The sequence below is a fragment of the Quatrionicoccus australiensis genome (genome assembly GCF_020510425.1).
Classification (GTDB): Bacteria; Pseudomonadota; Gammaproteobacteria; order Burkholderiales; family Rhodocyclaceae; genus Azonexus; species Azonexus australiensis_A.
Genome location: NZ_JAHBAH010000001.1, coordinates 3,761,111 through 3,779,805, shown reverse-complemented (window position 1 = coordinate 3,779,805; position 18,695 = coordinate 3,761,111). Strand labels below are relative to the sequence as shown.

At 62.7% G+C, this 18,695-nt stretch carries 21 protein-coding genes; 10 read left to right on the top strand and 11 right to left on the bottom strand.

The window, feature by feature from the left end:
• Nucleotides 1–18: 18 nt before the first annotated feature.
• From KIG99_RS18015 to KIG99_RS17995, 5 genes are all read left to right on the top strand, one after another.
• On the top strand, nt 19–294 hold the full coding sequence (locus KIG99_RS18015; protein ID WP_226461415.1) for a hypothetical protein: 276 nt from the start codon (nt 19–21) through the stop codon (nt 292–294).
• 62 nt (nt 295–356) lie between these two features.
• Nucleotides 357–1,574, top strand: coding sequence for a ubiquitin-like protein (locus tag KIG99_RS18010; protein ID WP_226461414.1), 1,218 nt, complete (start codon nt 357–359; stop codon nt 1,572–1,574).
• A 30-nt stretch (nt 1,575–1,604) separates the two neighbouring features.
• The gene (locus tag KIG99_RS18005; protein WP_226461413.1) at nt 1,605–2,141 is read left to right on the top strand and encodes a lipocalin family protein; all 537 of its coding nucleotides are present in this window, start codon (nt 1,605–1,607) and stop codon (nt 2,139–2,141) included.
• Entirely contained in the window at nt 2,138–2,503 is a 366-nt protein-coding gene (locus tag KIG99_RS18000) for a YajD family HNH nuclease (protein ID WP_226461412.1), read from the top strand. Before KIG99_RS18005 ends, KIG99_RS18000 begins: the two co-directional genes overlap by 4 nt.
• Complete coding sequence (locus KIG99_RS17995) at nt 2,503–2,916, top strand: secondary thiamine-phosphate synthase enzyme YjbQ (RefSeq protein WP_226461411.1); 414 nt, start codon at nt 2,503–2,505, stop codon at nt 2,914–2,916. The genes KIG99_RS18000 and KIG99_RS17995 overlap by 1 nt, the downstream gene beginning before the upstream one ends.
• Nucleotides 2,917–2,975: 59 nt before the next feature.
• Here the strand turns inward: KIG99_RS17995 and KIG99_RS17990 are convergent, their stop codons facing one another.
• Genes KIG99_RS17990 through napF form a run of 7 tightly spaced genes read right to left on the bottom strand, consistent with a single transcriptional unit; the run spans nt 2,976 to nt 9,111 of the window.
• Complete coding sequence (locus KIG99_RS17990; protein WP_404817910.1) at nt 2,976–3,641, bottom strand: NapC/NirT family cytochrome c; 666 nt, start codon at nt 3,639–3,641, stop codon at nt 2,976–2,978.
• A 21-nt stretch (nt 3,642–3,662) separates the two neighbouring features.
• Nucleotides 3,663–4,127, bottom strand: a complete 465-nt coding sequence (locus KIG99_RS17985; RefSeq protein WP_226461409.1) for a nitrate reductase cytochrome c-type subunit — start codon at nt 4,125–4,127, stop codon at nt 3,663–3,665.
• Complete coding sequence (gene napH / locus KIG99_RS17980) at nt 4,124–4,975, bottom strand: quinol dehydrogenase ferredoxin subunit NapH (RefSeq protein WP_226461408.1); 852 nt, start codon at nt 4,973–4,975, stop codon at nt 4,124–4,126. The genes KIG99_RS17985 and napH overlap by 4 nt, the downstream gene beginning before the upstream one ends.
• Nucleotides 4,972–5,814, bottom strand: coding sequence for a ferredoxin-type protein NapG (napG, locus tag KIG99_RS17975; protein WP_404817894.1), 843 nt, complete (start codon nt 5,812–5,814; stop codon nt 4,972–4,974). Before napG ends, napH begins: the two co-directional genes overlap by 4 nt.
• 26 nt (nt 5,815–5,840) lie before the next feature.
• Nucleotides 5,841–8,390, bottom strand: a complete 2,550-nt coding sequence (gene napA, locus KIG99_RS17970; protein ID WP_226461407.1) for a nitrate reductase catalytic subunit NapA — start codon at nt 8,388–8,390, stop codon at nt 5,841–5,843.
• Nucleotides 8,391–8,392: 2 nt separating this feature from the next.
• Nucleotides 8,393–8,644, bottom strand: a complete 252-nt coding sequence (locus KIG99_RS17965) for a chaperone NapD (RefSeq protein WP_226461406.1) — start codon at nt 8,642–8,644, stop codon at nt 8,393–8,395.
• Nucleotides 8,641–9,111 carry a ferredoxin-type protein NapF gene (napF, locus tag KIG99_RS17960; RefSeq protein ID WP_226461405.1) on the bottom strand — a complete coding sequence of 157 codons (471 nt, stop codon included), beginning with the start codon at nt 9,109–9,111 and terminating at the stop codon, nt 8,641–8,643. Before napF ends, KIG99_RS17965 begins: the two co-directional genes overlap by 4 nt.
• A gap of 288 nt (nt 9,112–9,399) precedes the next feature.
• Between napF and KIG99_RS17955 the strand changes: the two genes are divergently transcribed.
• Nucleotides 9,400–11,268 carry a histidine kinase gene (locus tag KIG99_RS17955; RefSeq protein ID WP_226461404.1) on the top strand — a complete coding sequence of 623 codons (1,869 nt, stop codon included), beginning with the start codon at nt 9,400–9,402 and terminating at the stop codon, nt 11,266–11,268.
• 8 nt (nt 11,269–11,276) lie between these two features.
• On the top strand, nt 11,277–11,921 hold the full coding sequence (narL, locus tag KIG99_RS17950; RefSeq protein WP_226443323.1) for a two-component system response regulator NarL: 645 nt from the start codon (nt 11,277–11,279) through the stop codon (nt 11,919–11,921).
• A gap of 213 nt (nt 11,922–12,134) precedes the next feature.
• Here narL and KIG99_RS17945 read toward each other — a convergent pair whose 3' ends face one another.
• Nucleotides 12,135–12,578 (bottom strand): winged helix-turn-helix transcriptional regulator, encoded by a 444-nt coding sequence (locus KIG99_RS17945; RefSeq protein ID WP_226461403.1) that lies wholly within the window; start codon nt 12,576–12,578, stop codon nt 12,135–12,137.
• Between the two features lie 100 nt (nt 12,579–12,678).
• Here KIG99_RS17945 and KIG99_RS17940 point away from each other — a divergent pair, with 100 nt between their 5' ends.
• From KIG99_RS17940 to KIG99_RS17930, 3 genes are read left to right on the top strand one after another with little or no spacing between them, the layout of a single operon-like run.
• Nucleotides 12,679–13,557 carry an alpha/beta fold hydrolase gene (locus KIG99_RS17940; RefSeq protein WP_226461402.1) on the top strand — a complete coding sequence of 293 codons (879 nt, stop codon included), beginning with the start codon at nt 12,679–12,681 and terminating at the stop codon, nt 13,555–13,557.
• Nucleotides 13,558–13,581: 24 nt separating this feature from the next.
• Nucleotides 13,582–14,616 (top strand): NADP-dependent oxidoreductase, encoded by a 1,035-nt coding sequence (locus KIG99_RS17935; protein WP_226461401.1) that lies wholly within the window; start codon nt 13,582–13,584, stop codon nt 14,614–14,616.
• Between the two features lie 31 nt (nt 14,617–14,647).
• Nucleotides 14,648–15,436 carry an SDR family NAD(P)-dependent oxidoreductase gene (locus tag KIG99_RS17930; RefSeq protein WP_226461400.1) on the top strand — a complete coding sequence of 263 codons (789 nt, stop codon included), beginning with the start codon at nt 14,648–14,650 and terminating at the stop codon, nt 15,434–15,436.
• Between the two features lie 117 nt (nt 15,437–15,553).
• Here KIG99_RS17930 and KIG99_RS17925 read toward each other — a convergent pair whose 3' ends face one another.
• From KIG99_RS17925 to KIG99_RS17915, 3 genes are all read right to left on the bottom strand, one after another.
• Entirely contained in the window at nt 15,554–16,645 is a 1,092-nt protein-coding gene (locus KIG99_RS17925; protein WP_226461399.1) for an FUSC family protein, read from the bottom strand.
• Between the two features lie 73 nt (nt 16,646–16,718).
• Complete coding sequence (locus tag KIG99_RS17920) at nt 16,719–17,762, bottom strand: serine endopeptidase (RefSeq protein WP_226461398.1); 1,044 nt, start codon at nt 17,760–17,762, stop codon at nt 16,719–16,721.
• A complete protein-coding gene (locus tag KIG99_RS17915) occupies nt 17,759–18,682 on the bottom strand; it encodes a DUF808 domain-containing protein (RefSeq protein WP_226461397.1) in 924 nt (307 codons plus the stop codon). Before KIG99_RS17915 ends, KIG99_RS17920 begins: the two co-directional genes overlap by 4 nt.
• Nucleotides 18,683–18,695 lie beyond the last annotated feature (13 nt).

The window sequence follows — 18,695 nt, the reverse complement described above, 5'->3', positions numbered from 1 at the left end:
ACCCAACGAGTAATAAGCTTGGCAACTTATCTGGCCTTCCTGGTTCTGGCACTGCTGATCGGTGTCTTTTATTTCATTTACCGGCGGTCGATCGCTACGGCAGAAGCAGCCGATGACGAAGACCTGCAGCGCTTCATGATCGCCAACCGCGAACTCCACCTGGAGCGCATCGACCCCGCCACCTGGGATATCGCGATCCAGCTCGCGCATGGCGATGAAGGGGTTGCCCGCGCCCGTTACATCGAACTGCGGGTACGCCAGATGAAGGAAAAGGCGGCGGCCGAACAGGGCTGAGCTTTCGTGCCCCACCTGCAGACGGCCTGAGCTGCACAATTCCAATTTCCGACAAATCACGCATGACCAATCATCGACTCCCTGGCCATGCCAGCGGCAGCCGCCGCTGGCAGACCCTGATCGCCTGTCTCTTCCTGCTTTTCTCGGTCGACGTCATGGCCATGCAGCTTTTCGTCAAGACTTTGACCGGCAAGACCATCACACTTGATGTCGAAGCAAGCGACAGCATCGATAGCATCAAACAGAAGATTCAGGACAAGGAAGGCATTCCGCCCGACCAGCAAAGGTTGATCTTTGCCGGCAAGCAACTGGAAGACGGCAAAACCCTTTCCGACTACAACATCCAGAAGGAGTCCACCCTGCACCTGGTGTTGCGCCTGAGTGCGGCAACCCAGCCCGATCAGCGGCCGGCCATGCGCGCCGCATCGGGCATGATGATCCGCGCCAGCAGCCGCGCCTGGATGCGGGGCATTGATGCCCTGGCGCCAGGCATTACGCCCTTGAGCGTCACGCAATTTGTCGAGCGTCCGGGCAGTGAACGCCTGACTTCGCCCTCCTCGCTGGGCGGCGAATTCGAACGCAGCAGCGGCGGTTCGGCCGGTCAGGCTTACGATGCAACGATCAGGAACATCGTGGTCGGCCGCAAGCTGGGCCAGGATGGCGACCTGCGCTGGGGCGTGCTGGGGCTTTACGGCAATGGCGACCTGGATACCGGCTACGGTCTTGCACAACACATCGACCAGCTCGGCGGCGCCGGCTATGTGCAGTACCGCCTTGCCCCGAAATGGCGAAGCACGGCCCTGCTCGGGATCGTCCGGACACGTTACGACGAACACTTGAGCACTGGCGGCAGCATCACCAGCGATACCGCCTGGGGCTGGCGGGCCGATGCCCTGCTGATGCTCGATTATCAGGCCGAAACCTGGTTGAACTGGCGCTCGGCATTAGCGGCGGCCAATGAAAGAATCGGTCAGTCGGCGGTTTATGGCAACAAACGCTCGATTAGCCAGGTGGAATGGCTGAACATGCTGAAAGTCAGCCTGCTGCCGCCAGAGTCGCTGATTCGCCCCTATGTTGAAATCGGCACCTCGCTCCTTTCCGCCCCCGAACTGCTTTCACCCGGCGCCAGCGGGCACCTGATGACTGAGCTGGCACTCGGCATCGATGCACGTCTGCGCGCCGACAGCGATAACCGCCTTTTTGCCCGCCTTCTCTACTCCGAAGGACTCTCGAACTTCCGTTCGATCAGCTTGAGCGGTGGCCTTGCAATGTCCTTCTGAACCGCAAACCTTTCACGGAATAGAGCCGCCATGCTCCAGCGCAAAAACACCCTCTACGCACTGTTGACCGCTGCCCTGCTCTCTGGCGCCGCCCAGGCGGATGCACCGCCGGTCCGGAGCGTCACGCAGATCGACCTGAACCGCTATGTCGGCAAGTGGTACGAAATAGCCGCCTTTCCGATGTATTTCCAGCGTAACTGCATCGCCGACACGACGGCCGAATACACGTTGCGTCCGGATGGCGAGCTGACGGTCGACAACCGCTGCCGCACCGAAAGCGGCGTCGACCAGGCAATTGGCCGCGCCTGGGCGGTCGACGCCGCCGGCGCGGGACAATTGAAGGTCTCCTTCTTCTGGCCCTTCCGCTCCGATTACTGGGTGATCGGGCTTGATCCGGATTACCGCTGGGCCGTGGTCGGCAATCCGAATCGCAAGTATTTGTGGATTCTCTCGCGCACGCCGCAACTGCCGGCCGCCGAACTCGAGCGCGCCCGCCAGGCGGCGAGTGCCCAGGGTTATGATCTCGACCTGCTCAAAACCACCCGCCAGACGGAGACCGCACCATGAGTTCGATTGATCACCAACGCCTCGACAAGATCGTCGCCGACGCCCGCAAGGCAGCCGACCAGCGCGCCGAGGGTTACCGCGAACGCGCCCTGAAAATCTATCCGTGGATCTGCGGCCGCTGCGCGCGCGAGTTCACCACGACCAACCTGCGTGAACTGACCGTGCATCACCGCGATCACAATCACGACAACAACCCGAACGACGGCAGCAACTGGGAGCTGCTCTGCCTCTATTGCCACGACAACGAACACCAGAAGCAGATCGAGGCCGACCGCGGCTACACCGACAGCAGCACGCGCGGCGGCGGTGCCACGCACAACCCGTTTGCGGCGTTGCAAGGCCTGCTCAAGGACAAGAAGTAATGGCAGAGCAGCATCACCTCGCCTTCAACACGCATGGCCGCGGCGCTGTCGAGATTACCGACGACATCGCTGCCATCGTGCGCAGCGCAACGGTCGACGTCGGAATTGCCCATGTTTTCGTGCGCCACACCAGTTGCGGCCTGGCGATTACCGAGAACGCCGACGCCAGCGTGCGGCGCGATCTCGAGATGCTCATGCAGCGCTGGGCGCCGGACGGAGATGCCGAATACCGGCACGACCTGGAAGGCGACGACGACATGGCGGCGCACGCCCGTTCGCTGCTCACCGGCACCTCGGTCAGCGTGCCCTTCGCCGACGGCAAACTGCAAATCGGTACCTGGCAGGGCATCTACCTGTTCGAACACCGCACGCACGGGCATCGCCGCGAAATCGTCGTCACCCTGCTCGGGTAAACGAAAAACCGGCCGACCTGAACGGTCGACCGGTAAAAAACCACCTTTTTGCCGCCGGCTTACTTGGCCGCTTCGGCTTCCTTCTTCTCTGTTGGCGGGTGGAATTCGGCCGGTGTCGCGCCTTCGACATTGGCTTCGCCGATCGACTGATTGACCTCGGGCAGCTTGTGGGCGATGCCCTTGTGGCAGTCGATGCAGGTCTTGCCTTCGTTGAGGCCGGTCTGGTGCATGTTGGAAGAACGCCGACCCTGCACGCCGTAATCGAAATACTCGAAGTTGTGGCAGTTGCGGCACTCGCGCGAATCGGTCTTCTTCATCCGCTCCCACTCATGCTTGGCCAGTTCGAGACGCTTGGCGTTGAATTTCTCCGGCGTGTCGATGGTGCCGAGGATCTTGTGCAGCACCTCGTTGGAAGCCTGGATCTTGCGGATCATCTTCGGGCCCCACTCCTTGGGCACGTGGCAATCCGGACAGGTGGCGCGGACCCCCGAGCGGTTCGAATAATGCACCGTGTTCTGGTATTCGACATAGACGTTCTCCTGCATCTCGTGACAGCCGATGCAGAAGGCTTCGCGATTGGTGTATTCCATCGCGGTGTTGAACGCCCCCCAGAACAGCACGCCGGCCAGGAACAGCCCGACGATCAGGAAGGGCCCCGTCTTTTTCACCCAGGCCAGCAGGCGCCCGGTGAAGGTGGCAGGCTTTTGCTTATTGTTTTCCATTATTTTTCTCCGCTCGGATTGGGATCAGTGCATGCCTTCGGCGGCTTTGAACTTGTTGCCGACCAGGGGCTTGGCATCGGCTTGCGGCACATGGCAGGCGACGCAGAAATAGCGGCGCGGCGAAATGTTCGACAGCTCCTGCCCTTCGCGCGTCTTGAAGTGGGTCAGCGAGACCTTGGTCGCGCCGGTTTCCTTGTAACGGTTCCAGGCGTGGCAATCCATGCACTTGTTGTACTTCATGGTGATGTTGTAGCCATCGATCTTGTGCGGAATGATCGGCGGCTGCTGCAGGTAATTGCGCTCGATCGGCGCGGAGTCCTTGGTGCCCTTGAAGGGATCGGCGGACTCCGTATCGGGGGCCTGGATTTCTGCGCCACGCAGGGATTTCAGCCCGCTGTCGGCGGCACTGACGGCCGGGGTGACAAACAGGGATGAGGCCAGAAACACTGCAAGCAGGGTGGCAGGGAACAGGCGGCTCGGGTTTTTCATGAATCGCTCCTTTGGTCGAACCGATGGGTAAAGTGAAAGACATTCCGGCCGCAGACGTCGATGCAGCGGCCACAATTGGTGCAATCCCGGTCGAGGATCAGCGGGCTGTCCTGACCGGCTTTTTTCAAGGCAGGACGGATCACCTGCGGCTCCGGACAGACCGTGAAACAGTCCATGCAGTCGTCGCAGGCGCCGCGCTGGTCGGCCGTGATGCGTAACAGGGATTTCTGCCCGAGCAGGCCGTAGAAGGCGCCCATCGGACAGAGATGACCGCACCAGCCGCGCGAGGCGACCAGCAGGTCATAGGCAAAGATGGCAAAGACCACGGCGAGGCTGCCACCGAGGCCGAAGATCAGGCTGCGCTGCACGATCGTGACCGGATTGACCGCTTCCCAGACCAGCGACGACGTCGCCGCAGCGGCGAGCAGCGAGCCGGCCAGCACCCAGTAACGGGTGTTCGCATCCGGCACGCGCCCCGACTTGAGGCCGAGGCGGCGGCGCAGCCAGGCGGCGGCATCGGTCACCGCATTGACCGGGCAAACCCAGGCGCAATACAGGCGACCACCGAACAAGACATAGAAGGCGACAACGATGGCAGCACCGATCAGCGCCGTGGCGGCCGGCATGAAACCGGCGGCCAGGCTCTGCACAAAAAGATAGGGATCGGTCAGCGGCAGCACGCCCAGGGTCAGCGAGGACACCAGGTTGCCCTTGGCGATCCAGACGCCGAACCACGGCCCGGACAAAAACAGCGCCAGCACGGTCAACTGCGAAATACGGCGCAAAACCAGCCAGCGGTGCGCGCCGAACCAGCCCTTGATGCGTACGGCCTCGGCACCCGGTCTCATGGTTTCCATCCCGAATTGAGGCCGCCGGCCTGGCCGTCCACGCGGCTGTCGCCGTAGGCCTTGCCTTCCATACCGCGTACCGGCATTTCGACCTGATCGCCGATCAGCGAACCGCCATGCTTGGCCTTTTCTTCCCAGCCCTTGCGGTAATGCGCCGGCAGCTTGCCCTTGGCCAGGGCGATCGGCATCACCTTGATCGCCGGCTCGGGCAGGACGCAGGCCTTCTCGCACTTGCCGCAGCCGGTGCAGTGATCAGAATGCACCGTCGGCAGCAACATCGCATGCCGGTCGGAGCGCTGGTTATGCACGTTCTCCAGCGTGATGGCCTGGTCGATCACCGGGCAGACCCGGTAACAGACGTCGCAACGCAGGCCGAGGAAGTTGAGGCAGGTTTCGTGGTCAGAGAGCACCGCCAGCCCCATCTTCGCTTCGTGGATGTCATTGAGCTTGGGCGTCAACGCCCCGGTCGGGCAAGCCTTGACGCAGGGAATGTCATCGCACATCTCGCAGGCCACCTGGCGCGCCGTGAAATACGGCGTGCCGTTGGCAACTGCGCCGCCAAACGGCGCCAGCTTGAGCGTGTCGTACGGACAGTCACGCACGCACAAACCGCAACGCACACAGGCCGCGAGGAAATCCTCCTCGGCCAGCGCCCCCGGCGGGCGCAAGGCCTGGGCCGGATTGGCCGCCGCCGGGCGCCCCGCCACCAACGCGCCCAGCGTCAGCAGGCAGCCGGTGCCGGCTGCTGCTGCGATGCTGTTGAGGAATTTCCGGCGCGCCACCGAAGTCGGTGAAGCGCCGGGTTTTCCTTGCAGCTTGGCGGTGGGATCGGTTTGCACGGTCGACTCGTTCAATCAGCTGTTTTTCAGGCGCGGGAGATCTTGACGGCGCACTTCTTGTAGTCCGTTTCTTTCGAGATCGGGCAGGTGGCGTCCAGCGTCAGCTTGTTCACCAGCTTGCCTTCGTCGAAGAAGGGAATGAAGACGAGACCGACCGGCGGCTTGTTGCGACCCTTGGTTTCGACACGGATCATGATTTCGCCGCGGCGCGATGCCACCTTGACCTTCATGCCGCGTTGCAGGCCGCGCTTCTTGGCATCGTCCGGATGCATGAAGACGACGGCTTCCGGCACGGCGCGGTGCAGTTCCGGCACACGCCGGGTCATCGAACCGGTGTGCCAGTGTTCGAGCACGCGGCCGGTACACAACCAGAGGTCGAAATCGGCATCCGGCTTTTCCGGAGGATCCTGGTAGGGCAGCGCAAAAATCACTGCCTTGCCATCCTTGTGACCGTAGAAACGCACGCCCTCGCCCTTCGGCACATACGGGTCGAAGCCTTCGCGGAAGCGCCACAGCGTTTCCTTACCATCGACCACCGGCCAGCGCAGGCCGCGTGCCTTGTGATAGACGTCGAAATCGGCGAGATCGTGGCCGTGACCGCGCCCGAACATCGCGTATTCCTCGAACAGGCCTTTTTGCAGGTAGAAGCCGAGTTCCTTCGACTCCTCGTTGCTGTAGCCCTTGATCGCGTGCGCGTTGGTCTTTTCCAGATCAGCCAGCGGGAACTTGTTCACCTGGCCGTTCTTGTAAAGGATGTCGAACAGCGTCTTGCCCTTGTATTCCGGCTTCTTGGCGATCAGCTCGGCCGGCCAGACTTCCTCGACCTTGAAGCGCTTCGAGAACTCGATGTACTGCCACAGGTCCGACTTGGCTTCGCCCGGTGCCTTGACCTGCTGCCGCCAGAACTGGGTACGCCGTTCGGCATTGCCGTAGGCGCCTTCCTTCTCGGTCCACATTGCCGAGGGCAGCACGAGGTCGGCGGCCATCGCCGACACCGTCGGGTAGCAATCGGAAACCACCACAAACGCCGCCGGATTGCGCCAGCCCGGATAGATTTCCTGGTTGATGTTCGGCCCGGCCTGCATGTTGTTGGTCGTGCTCGTCCAGTAGCACTTGAGCTTGCCGTCCTTCAGGGCGCGGCTCTGCGCCACGGCGTGCAGGCCGATCTTGTCGGGAATGGTGCCTTCCGGCAGCTTCCAGATTTCCTCGGTGTGCTTGCGGTGATCCGGGTTGGTCACCACCATGTCGGCCGGCAGGCGATGGGCAAAGGTGCCCACTTCGCGCGCCGTGCCGCAGGCAGATGGCTGGCCGGTCAGCGAGAACGGGCCGCAGCCCGGCGTCGAGATCTTGCCGGTCAGCAGATGCACGTTGTAGATCATGTTATTGACCCAGGTGCCGCGCGTATGCTGGTTGAAACCCATGGTCCAGAAGCTGATCACCTTGCGCTTCGGATCGGCATAGAGCTCGGCCATCTTCTTCAGGCGCTCGGGCTGCACGCCGGAGATCTTGGCGGCCTTTTCCAGGGTGTATTCGGAGACGAATTTCTTGAACTCGTCGAAGGTGATCGGGTGTGCGTCGTTCGGATTGTTCTTCGGCTTGCCGTCGGCGCCGGGATAACCGTTGAACTTGGCATCCTTTTCCAGCGCATGCGCCGGACGCAGGCCGAAGCCGATGTCGGTCTCGCCCATCTTGAAATTGACGTGCTTCTTGACGAACTCCTGATCGACCTTGCCGCTCTGGATGATGTAGTTGCAGATGTAATTGAGGATGGCGAGGTCGGTCTGCGGCGTGAAGATCATGCCGTTGTCGGCCAGCTCGAAGCTGCGATGCTCGAAGGTGGACAGCACATGCACTTCGGCATTCGGATGGGTCAGGCGGCGATCGGTAATGCGCGACCACAGGATCGGGTGCATCTCGGCCATGTTGGAACCCCAGAGCACGAAGGCGTCACCGTTCTCGATGTCGTCGTAGCAGCCCATCGGCTCGTCGATGCCGAAGGTGCGCATGAAGCCGGTCACGGCCGAGGCCATGCAGTGGCGGGCATTGGGATCGAGGTTGTTGGTGCGGAAGCCGGCCTTCATCAGCTTGGATGCGGCATAGCCTTCCCAGATCGTCCATTGGCCGGAGCCGAACATCGCGGTCGAGTTGGCACCTTCGGCCTTGATCGCCGTCTTCCACTTTTCTTCCATGATGTCGAAGGCCTGTTTCCAGGTGATCGGCTGGAAGTCGCCGTTCTTGTCGTACTTGCCGTCCTTCATGCGCAGCAGCGGCTTGGTCAGGCGGTCTTCGCCATACATGATCTTCGACAGGAAGTAGCCCTTGATGCAATTCAGGCCGCGATTGACCGGGGCATCCGGATCGCCCTGGGTGGCCACGATGCGGCCTTGTTGCACGCCGACCAGCACCGAGCAGCCGGTGCCGCAAAAACGGCAGGCCGCCTTGTCCCAGCGGATGTCGGTTCCGCCGGCCGGGGCGGCAACCGGCTTGGCGGCCTCGGCCGCCAGCGGAATCCCCGCCGTGGCGGCAGCGGCCGCAATGGCCTGGGTTTTCAGAAAATCACGTCGGTTCATGGTCATGGTCAAACCTCCTCAAGAGCAAGCGCTTCGTCGCTGTATTCGTAAGCCAAAGTCACCGACATGATGTCGGCCACCTGATGGACCTGGATAATCGAGTCGGAGACGGCGTAACCCTCGCCATCCTCGACGACAACAATCATTCGTCCCGCACCGTCGTCATGCGCGACGGCGGCGCCGGCAACGGCTTCCACCCCCGCCTTGACCTGTTCGGCGCGAGCCGGGAAATATTTCAGAACCAGACTGATAATCTTCATGCGGCACCTTGCGTGGCAATGGAACGAGAGGAATCGGGGAGCATGGCGATCGCCTGCGTCGGGCAATCGGCCAGGCAGGCGCCGCAGCCGGTGCAGGCGGCAACATCGAGTTGCGGCAGGGAGACGCCGCCGAGACGCGGCGGAAAGCTGATCGCCCGCGCTTCGCAGGCTTCGCCGCAGGTGCGGCAGACGACATTGAGGACGGCCAGACAGGTTTTGGCGAAAACCGGCAGCAAGGACCAGGCGGCCTGCCCGTCGATTTTTTTCAGGGCACCATCGCGGCAGGCGCTCAGGCAGTCGCCGCAGAAGGTGCAACCGGCAGGAGCACGCCCCGGCGTGAAATCGGCTTCGGGGAAACCGCCGCTGCCCTTGAGCAACAGGTGGGTCGGACAGGCATCGATACAGGCGTCGCAACGCGTGCAGTTTTCCAGGAAAGCCGCCTCGGCCAGCGCCCAAGGCGGGCGCATGACATCGCCACTGCCGTTGTGGCGAACCCCGAGAAATGCGCGGCGGGAAACTTGCACCTTGACTGCCCCTTGAATGATCTGAGCTGCATCATAGGGAGGCATTTCCTTGAAAAACAGGGGGTAATAAGCGTCGACCGCTACGCGCCCTACCTCCAAAGCGGTAGATGATTCGCCCCGCTGGCACAGGCCTTTCCACGTAAAATCAAGGCCATGTAAAAACACGCCGCGCCGGGTGCCGCCTTTGGGCAATACCCACAACGCCAGCCGGGGTAAGCCGCAATACACACCATGACGACCTTCTTCAAATCCATCTCCCATGCCCTGCGCGATTCGGTGCTGGCCCGGCTCGGCATCGCGATGGGTACGCTCGCCCTGCTCTCCTTCATTTCCATCGTGATGTCCACGGCGATTGCCGACAACATCAGCGGCAAGGCCAACGCGATCAATCTCTCCGGTTCGCTGCGCATGCTGAGCTTCCGCACCCTGAGCGAGGTACAGCAGCCGGACAAGCGGCGCCAGGCGCTCGATACCGTCGACCTGTTCGAACGTCGCCTGAACAGCCTGGACCGCTTCATCAAGGCCAAGTCGGCCGACAACCTGGCGCTCGATGCCGCGATTGGCGTGGTCATCGCGCACTGGCAGGCCAGCATTCGGCCGCTGGCACGCGCCGCCACCGAAGGCAACGCCGATGCGCTCAACGAAATGGCGCAGGACGTGCCGGTCTTCGTCGGCCAGATCGACCTGGTGGTGCAACTGATCGAGGAAGATCTCGAGCGCAAGGTCAATTTCCTGCGCGCCACGCAATTCGTGCTGCTCGCGATCATCGTCCTGCTCAGCCTGGTCACCACCTGGATGCTGCGCCGGCAGCTGGTACTGCCCCTCGCCGAACTGCTCAAGGCGGCGAAAACCGTGTCGCAGGGCGCGTTTACCGTGCGCGTCCAGCATGTCACCAGCGATGAATTGGGCCAGATGGGGCGCGCCTTCAACACCATGATCGGCGAAATCGCCAACATGTACGCCCACCTCGAAGACAAGGTCGAGGAAAAGACGGAGGAGCTGACCCGCAGCAACCGCTCGCTGGAACTGCTGTACCGGACCAGCCAGCAGCTATCGGCCAGCGACCTCAAGCTGGACATGATCCAGGCCATCCTGCAGGAAGTCGAAAGTGCCCTCGAACTCGGCCACAGCATGGTTTGCATCAGCGAGAACGGCCAGTTGCCGGCGCACCCGGTACTCGGCGATCTGACGCCGGACGAATTGCAGGCGCTATGCGGTCAACACGATTGCGGGCAGTGTTTTGAACGCGCCCAGCAACCGCTCGCCGAACAGGCCGCGGCAGCCGACCCGACGACGCAACAGATCCTCTTCCTGCCGATCGGCGACAGCGAGAAACTGCGCGGCACCATGCCCATCTTCCTCAAGCCCGGCGCCGCGCTGCCGCGCGACAAGGCGCGCATCATCGAAACGGTCGGCCACCATGTCTCGAACGCCCTCTCCAACATGCGCCGCGCCGAGGAAAAACACCGTCTCGCCGTGCTTGAGGAGCGTTCGGCCATCGCCCGCGAACTGCACGACTCGATCGCCCAGTCACTGAGTTACCTGAAAATCCAGGTCACCCGCCTGGAAAAGAACATCGACCCGGCCACCGACGCCTACGCCATCGCCCAGGAACTGAAGAACGGCCTCAGCTCGGCCTACCGCGAACTGCGCGAACTGATCACCACTTTCCGCCTGCGCATCGACGAGCGCGGCTTCAACGCGGCACTGCAGGAAACCATCGCCGAATTCTCGGACAAACTCGGCTTTGCCATCCGTCTCGACAATGCGCTGTCCGGCATCGTGCTGACCGGCAACGAGGAAATGCACGTCATCCGGGTCATCCGCGAAGCGCTCAGCAACATCGAACGCCATGCCGGCGCGAAGATGGCCAGTGTGGACATCCGCGTCGACGACGAACATGCGGTCAGCGTTCGCATTGCCGACAACGGCCGCGGCTTCGACCCGGAACGCATCCCCGCCAACCATTTCGGCACCAGCATCATGCGCGACCGCGCCTTGATCCTCGGCGGCGAACTGTCGATCAACACCGGCTTCGGCCAGGGCACCGCGATCACGCTCAGTTTCCGCCCGCAAAGCTACCGCCAGCCTACTCTCTGAGGAACCCCATGCCCGATATCACCCGCGTCCTGGTCATCGACGACCATCCCCTGTTCCGCCGCGGCGTCTGCCAGTTGCTCGAACTCGAAAGCGGCTACGCGGTGGTCGGCGAAGCGGCGAGCGGCCAGGAAGGCATCGCCCGCGCCCGCGAACTCGACCCCGACCTGATCCTGCTCGATCTCAACATGAAGGGCATGAACGGCCTGGAAACCCTGCGCACCATGCGCGACCACGAGATCGACGCACGCATCATCATCCTCACCGTCTCGAACGCCCCGGAAGACCTGATCGCCGCCATCCGCGCCGGCTCCGACGGCTACATCCTGAAAGACAACGACCCGGCCGACATGCTCAGCCTGATCGGCAACGTGATGAAAGGCCAGAACGCGATCAGCCCGGAGCTGACCAGCCTGCTCGCCACCGCGCTGCGTCAGGAAAGCGTCGTCGACAGCCGCAACGCCGCCAACCTGACCGAACGCGAAACCGCCATCCTGAAATGCCTGGCCGTCGGCAAATCAAACAAACTGATCGCCCGCGAACTCGACATCATGGAAAGCACGGTCAAGGTACACATCCGCAACCTGCTTAAGAAACTCAAGTTCCGCTCGCGCGTCGAAGCGGCGGTTTGGGCGGTGGCGAACCAGATTCATTGAGGCTTGCTTGAGAGGATCAGGGCTGGAGCCAGTTACTGACCTTCCTCCCTTGGCCTGCTGCAAGGCAGGTAAGAAAACTCAGCGCTCGCTCCCGACCAAAAACAGGCCTGCCTTTTGGCCAGTCAGTGCTCTCGATAGCAAGCTTGGCAAGGTAACCAGCCTGGCGAAGTGAATCGGCTCAGCCAATACCGACCTGACCGGTCAAATCATCGCTCAGCTTTCATCCGGCATAACCGTGCGTATCGGACGCGTCCCGATCTTCGCCCCGGTCACTGCATCCACGGCCACCGCTTTGATCTCCGTTCCATTTTCAGCATCGAAAAAGCGAACCAGATTGCCGCCGCCCCGGTATTGACGCCCCCATTCCCCAATCATGAACAGCACAGGCAGAAAATCGCGACCGGCCACGGTCAGCAGATATTCCTCACGCGGCGGGTGCTCCGAGTAGCGCCGTTTCTCGAGTAAGCCCTCCTCCGTCAAAGTCGCCAGCCGCCGGGTCAGCATCGTCGGGGCGATGCCCAGGCTTTTCCGGAACTGGTCGAAGCGCGCCAGGCCGGCATGGGCATCGCGCAGGATCAAGAGACTCCATGCGTCGCCGGCGAAAGCCACGCTGCGCGCGATCGGACAGGGCTCATTGGAAACTTTATCGTCGTTCATATCGTTTTGGTAGTGACTTGATATCAAATTGATAGTATTGTTCGTTTCAAATTGATAGTAACACTTTGGCGACCGCCGATCCAGCGATCTGGCGCCTTGAATGATGAATGATTTCCCAGCCGACTTTGAGGAGCGAAAAATGAGTAGCGTGAAGTGGAAAGATGTACCGACCCGCCGCATCGACGTGAATGGCGTGCCTTTCGTCTATCGGGAACTCGGCCCGACTTCCGGCGTGCCGGTAGTCTTTCTGCATCATTTGATGGCCGTACTCGACGATTGGGATCCGCGGGTCATCGACGGCATCGCCGCACAACGTCGGGTGATCGCTTTCGACAATCGCGGCGTCGGCGGCTCGGGCGGTTCGGTGCCGCGCACAATCGAAGAGATGGGGCGCGACGCCATCGCCTTCATTAGGGCATTGGGCTACCAGCAGGTCGACCTTCTCGGTTTTTCGCTGGGCGGCGGTGTGGCGCAAATGGTGGCTTTGCAGGCCCCCGACCTCGTCCGGCGGATGGTCCTTGCCGGCACGGGGCCAAAGGGTGGCGGCGGGATTGAGGAGATCAACAAGGTTGCTGCCCTTGCTTATCTCAAGTCGGCATTGACCTGGAGCGATGCGCGGAATTTCCTGTTCTTCCCCCGCACGCTGGCAGGCAAGCATGCCGCACGAGCTTACTTCGCCGCGCTCAAGGAGCGGACCAAGGACCGCGACCGGCCAATTTCGCTGCAGGCCAGGCGCGCCCAGCTCGAAGCCATCAAAACCGCCGGCCTGGGCGAACCCGACGATTTCTCCCGCATCACCCAACCGGTTCTCGTCGCCAACGGCGACCACGACTTGATGGTCGCCAGCAGCCTATCGGCGGACATGGCGCGCCGTCTGCCCAACGCCCGCCTGACAATCTATCCGGATTCGGGACACGGCGGCGTCTTTCAGCATCACCAGGCCTTTGTGTCAGAGGTTCTGGATTTCCTTGCCAACTGATCGAACAACAACGAAAGCCCCGAGATGAAAAGCCAAATCATGAAAGCCCTCACCTTCAAACGCTACGGCAAGTCGCCCGACATCGGGTTCGACAACATTCCCCGCCCAGTACCAAAGGCCAACGAACTGCTTGTACAAGTCCACGCGGCCAGCGTTAACCCGGTCGACAACATGATCATGACGGGGATGTTCAAACCGGTCCTGCACTTCCAGCTTCCGGCCACGCTGGGCAGCGATCTGGCCGGCGTGGTCATCGAGGTAGGCCGTGACGTGACCCGCTTCAAGGCTGGCGACGCCATCTTCGCCAACATCTTCGATCTGGGCACGGGCGCGATCGCCGAGTTCGCTGTGGTGCCTGAGAGCGCTGCCGCGCCAAAGCCAGCCAATCTGGATTTCGTGCAGGCCGCCTCGATCCCCATGGTCGGGCTTACCTCTTGGCAGGCGCTGAAGGAACGAGCCAATCTTCGAACTGGCCAGAAGGTATTCATCCCGGCAGGGTCTGGCGGCATCGGTACCTTTGCGATCCAGCTGGCAAAGCACCTGGGCGCCAAGGTGGGAACGACCACCAGCACGGGCAACGTGGAACTGGTACGGCGCCTGGGCGCCGACGAGGTCATCGACTACAAGAAGCAGGCATTCGAGCAGGTGCTGCGCGGCTACGATGCACTGCTCGGCACGCTCAAGGGCGACATCATTGAAAAATCCATTGGCATTCTCAAGCCAGGGGGGAAGATCGTCTCGCTCGTCGGCCCACTGGATGCTGCGTTCGCTCGCGCCAGGCGGCTGAATTTCTTCCTGACTTTCGTCTTCGGCTTGATGAGCCGCAAGATCATGCGCCTGGCGAAAAATCGGGACATCACCTATTCATTTCTCTTCGCCCATCCCGATGGCGCTCAACTCACCGAAATCGGCAAGCTTCTCGAAGCGGAGCGCATCCGCCCCGTGATCGACAAGGTGTTTCCTTTCGAGCAGGCCAAGGAAGCCCTCGACTACCTGGCCCAGGGCCGCGCCAAGGGCAAGGTAGTCGTCAGGATGAATCAACCGTCCCTCCATGTTTGACCCCCAGCAGCCCCAACCAAGGAAAACAACCATGCCCCCCCTTCCCACCGTCCTCATCACCGGCGCCTCCAGCGGCATCGGTGCCACCTACGCCAAACGCTTCGCCCGCCGCGGCCACGACCTCGTCCTCGTGGCGCGCGACAAGGCGCGCCTGGAAGCCCTGGCCGCCCGCCTGCGCGCGGAATGCAAGGTGGCCGTCGACGTGCTGCCAGCCGACCTGACCAAGTCCGACGACCTGTCTGTGATCGAAAGCCATCTGCGCGACGACGCCCGGATCGGCATCCTGATCAACAACGCCGGCGTGCCCCAATCCAAGGGCTTTCTCGAGCAGACCGCCGAGAGCATCGAAAGCCTGATCGCGCTAAACACCACCGCGCTGACGCGGCTCGCGGCAGCGGTCGCGCCGCGCTTCGTGCGGTCCGGCACTGGTGCGATCGTCAACATAGGCTCGGTGGTCAGTTTTGCGCCCGAGTTCGGCATGTCGATCTACGGCGCCAGCAAGGCCTTCGTGCTCTTCCTGTCGCAGGGCCTCAATGTCGAACTGGCGCCCAAGGGCGTTTACGTGCAGGCCGTGCTGCCGGCGGCGACCCGTACCGAGATCTGGAAAAAGGGCGGCATGGACGTCAACACCCTGCCCGAGGTGATGGAAGTGGAGGAACTTGTCGATGCGGCGCTGGTCGGCTTCGACCGCCGCGAACTGGTCACCATCCCGCCGCTGCATGTCGCCGAGCGCTGGGACGCGCTGGATGACGCCCGCCAGGGGCTGATGTCGGACCTCAGGCAGGCCCACGCCGCCGAGCGCTATCAGCGACAAACCTGAGTTTGGGCTACAAGCTGTCTTTCCCGGCAGCTTTCCGGGTGCGGCGTCTGTTCAAGCGATAGCTATCTGACGAGCAGGAACTTCCCCTGGACAACGTCAGCCCGACCGCATCGCCCTTCAGGAAACCAATCGCTGCGGAATCAGCCGCCGCATCCAGCCCCCCACCACTGCCCGGAAACGCGGGCTGTGCAGGCAGGCGCCGCCGGCGATGCCGACCAGGCAGCCGAGCACGGTGTCGATCAGGCGGGCGAGCACGGTGGCTTCGGGCGAACCGTGGCCGAGCTGGACGGCTTCGGCGAGCAGGATGGTGAGCGGTGTGATGAAGATCACCGCCAGGCCGTAATGACGCACGACCAGGGTTTCGATGACGAAGGCGAGCAGCATCATCATCAGCGAAACGCTCCACGGATTGAGCGGCAGTTGCAGCAGCGCCCAGGCGAGCAGCAGGCCGAATACCGTGCCGGCCATGCGGTGCACCTGGCGCGTCCAGACGGCGCGCATGTTCATGCCCTGGATGACCGCCAGACAGCTGACCGGCACCCAGTAAGGGCGCGGCAATTGCAGCAGATGCGCGAGCAGCAGCGATATGCCGACGAAGGTGCCGATCACCACCGAGTCGAAAACGACAAAATCGAAGCTGGCCGGCGGCAACGGCTCAACCGGCTGGGGCGGCAGGTAGCGCAGCGTGTGAATGCTGTAGAAAAAGGCGATCATGCAGGCGAGCAAGGCGCCCATGGTCAGCAAACCGACCTGCAGCGGCACCAGGAGAATATCGACCGGCGTATAGGCGCCGATCGAGGCCGCCATGATGAAGAACAGGCTGCCCGGCGGGTTCAGGCGATAGTAGCGGCAGATCATGCTGACCAGGATGGCGATGCCGCTGAGCACCAGCACGATCAGTGGCGGGAAGAAATGGCTGAGCACCCCGAAGGTATAGCAGGCGATCATGCCGAAGGCGCTGGCCATCAGTTGCACCATGCGATGCCCGAGCGGCGTGTTCGGCGTATAGAGGAAGACCAGCCCGCCCAGCGACGAGATCAGCCCGTAATCGAGATGCCCGAACCAGGCGCCGACCAGCAGCGGCAACCCCGAGGCCAGCGCGGCATAAAGCGGTAGTTGCCAGCGCCGGTCGGACGACTGGATGGTCGTCAAATGCTGCAGATCTGCCTTGATCAGCGCCAGTAATCTGCGCCCTGCTTGCCGGTACATGCGGTTCCGTCTCGAAATGAAGTTGCTGCGACAAGGCAGGCAGATCGGCTTTTGCCGCCTGCCCACCGGAGTTTTATTCGGCGGCCCGCGCTGCGGCACCGCAAGCGTGGCAGAAGCGCGCAAAGGCGCTCTTGCGCTGCTCGCACTTGCCACAATGATCGAACAGGCAGATGCCGCAATGCGGGCAATAGTCGATCGCCGTGTTGGCCAGATCGACCGGGCGTTCGCAGCCGGGGCAGACCTTCTTGGCGAGGCGAGCCAGCGCCGTGTCGTAGGACAGCTCCTTGCGCCGTTCGACATCGGGCATGGACTCGGCCTGCTTCTGGCGCTCCAGGTAGCGGTTCAGCGCGATGATCGCCGAGCGCCCGACCAGCACGGTGATGACGATGCCGACCACGTAGCGCACATAGCCGCCGTAGCTCGGCAGGTAAGGCACCAGCTCGACGAAGAAGGCGAACAGCGCGAAGTAGATGAAGCCCCAGACGAACGGCCAGTAAGTGCTCTGCCGCTTTTTGGCGAACAGCCAGCCGGCGATGCCGAGCAGGGGCAGCGTCAGCAGCAGGCGATAGCCGAAGACGCGCAATTCCTGGCTGCGCAATTCGGTCGTCAGCTGCTCGCCAGCCACCCGTTCCAGCTCGCGCAAGTCGCGCTGGGCGTGCGCTTCGGCCTGCTGCGCATCGAGCAGGATCTGCTGCTGCGCTTCGACGCCGTTCAGTGCCTGCCGCTCGGCTGCCTTGAGGCCATCAAGCTGGCGCGTGCGGGCGAGCAGTTCCGGGTCCTGCTCCGGGCGCTGCGTGACGTGGCGCGTCGCCAGCCAGTTGTTGAAGGTGTCGCGCGCCGTCGCCGCATCGGCGCGGGCGGTGTTGAGGCGCAGTTGCGCCTGCGCCATTTTCTCGTCGGCATTTTGCCGTGTTTCCTGCGTCGACCGGATGGCGGCGCGCGCCGCATCGGCGGCCGGCCGGTCGATGAAATCTTCCAGCGTGTAGTGATGCTCGACCTGCGGCAGGTTTTCCACGACCGTGCCGCCGAGGCCGATCAGGAAGCTGGCGAAGACGAAGGCGACCAGCCAGAGGCCGAAACGGAACCATTTTTCCGACAGACGCAGTGCCTTGCTCATGCTTTTTGCCCCTTGAAAAGACCACCCAGCTTGCCGGCCAGGCTAACCACGGCAAGCGCCAGCGCCCCGCCGGCAACGCCGACCAGCGCATTCAACAAGGCAGCGACGACGCCACCGAACAGGCCGACCACTTCGCCGACGTGCTCGATGAAGTGATGCAGCGGCTCGACGCCATGCGCCAGGATGCCGCCGCCGACCAGGAACATCGCGGCGGTACCGATCACGGTCAGCGCCTTCATGAGTTTCGGCGCAGTCAGCAGCAGGCCCTTGCCGATGGTCTGGCGCAGGCTGCCCGGCTTGGTCAGCAGGTGCATGCCGAGATCGTCCATCTTGACGATGCCGGCGACAAAACCATAGACGCCGACCGTCATGATCAGCGCGATGCCGACCAGCACCGCCAGTTGCGCCGCAAAGGGCTGACCGGCGACGGTGCCGAGCGCGATGACGATGATTTCGGCAGAAAGCACGAAGTCGGTGCGGATCGCGCCCTTGATCTTGTCCGCCTCGAAGGCGGCGAGGTCGATGTTTTCGTCGGCCACCGCGGCCAGTTCCTCGGCATGGTGCGCCTGATCCTCGGCCGGGCTGTGCAGCCATTTGTGGGCGAGTTTCTCGACGCCTTCGAGGCACAGGTAGAAACCGCCGACCATCAGCAGCGGCATGACCGCCCACGGGATGAAGCTGCTGATCGCCAGCGCCGCCGGCACCAGGATCGCCTTGTTCTTCAGCGAACCGACCGCCACCGCCCAGACCACGGGCAGCTCGCGCTCGGCGCGCACGCCGGACACCTGCTCTGCATTGAGTGCCAGATCGTCGCCAAGCACGCCGGCGGTTTTCTGGGCAGCGACCTTGGTCATCACCGCGACATCGTCGAGGATGGTGGCAATGTCGTCTAACAGGGCAAGCAGGCTGGCTCCGGCCATGGGGGGCATTCGG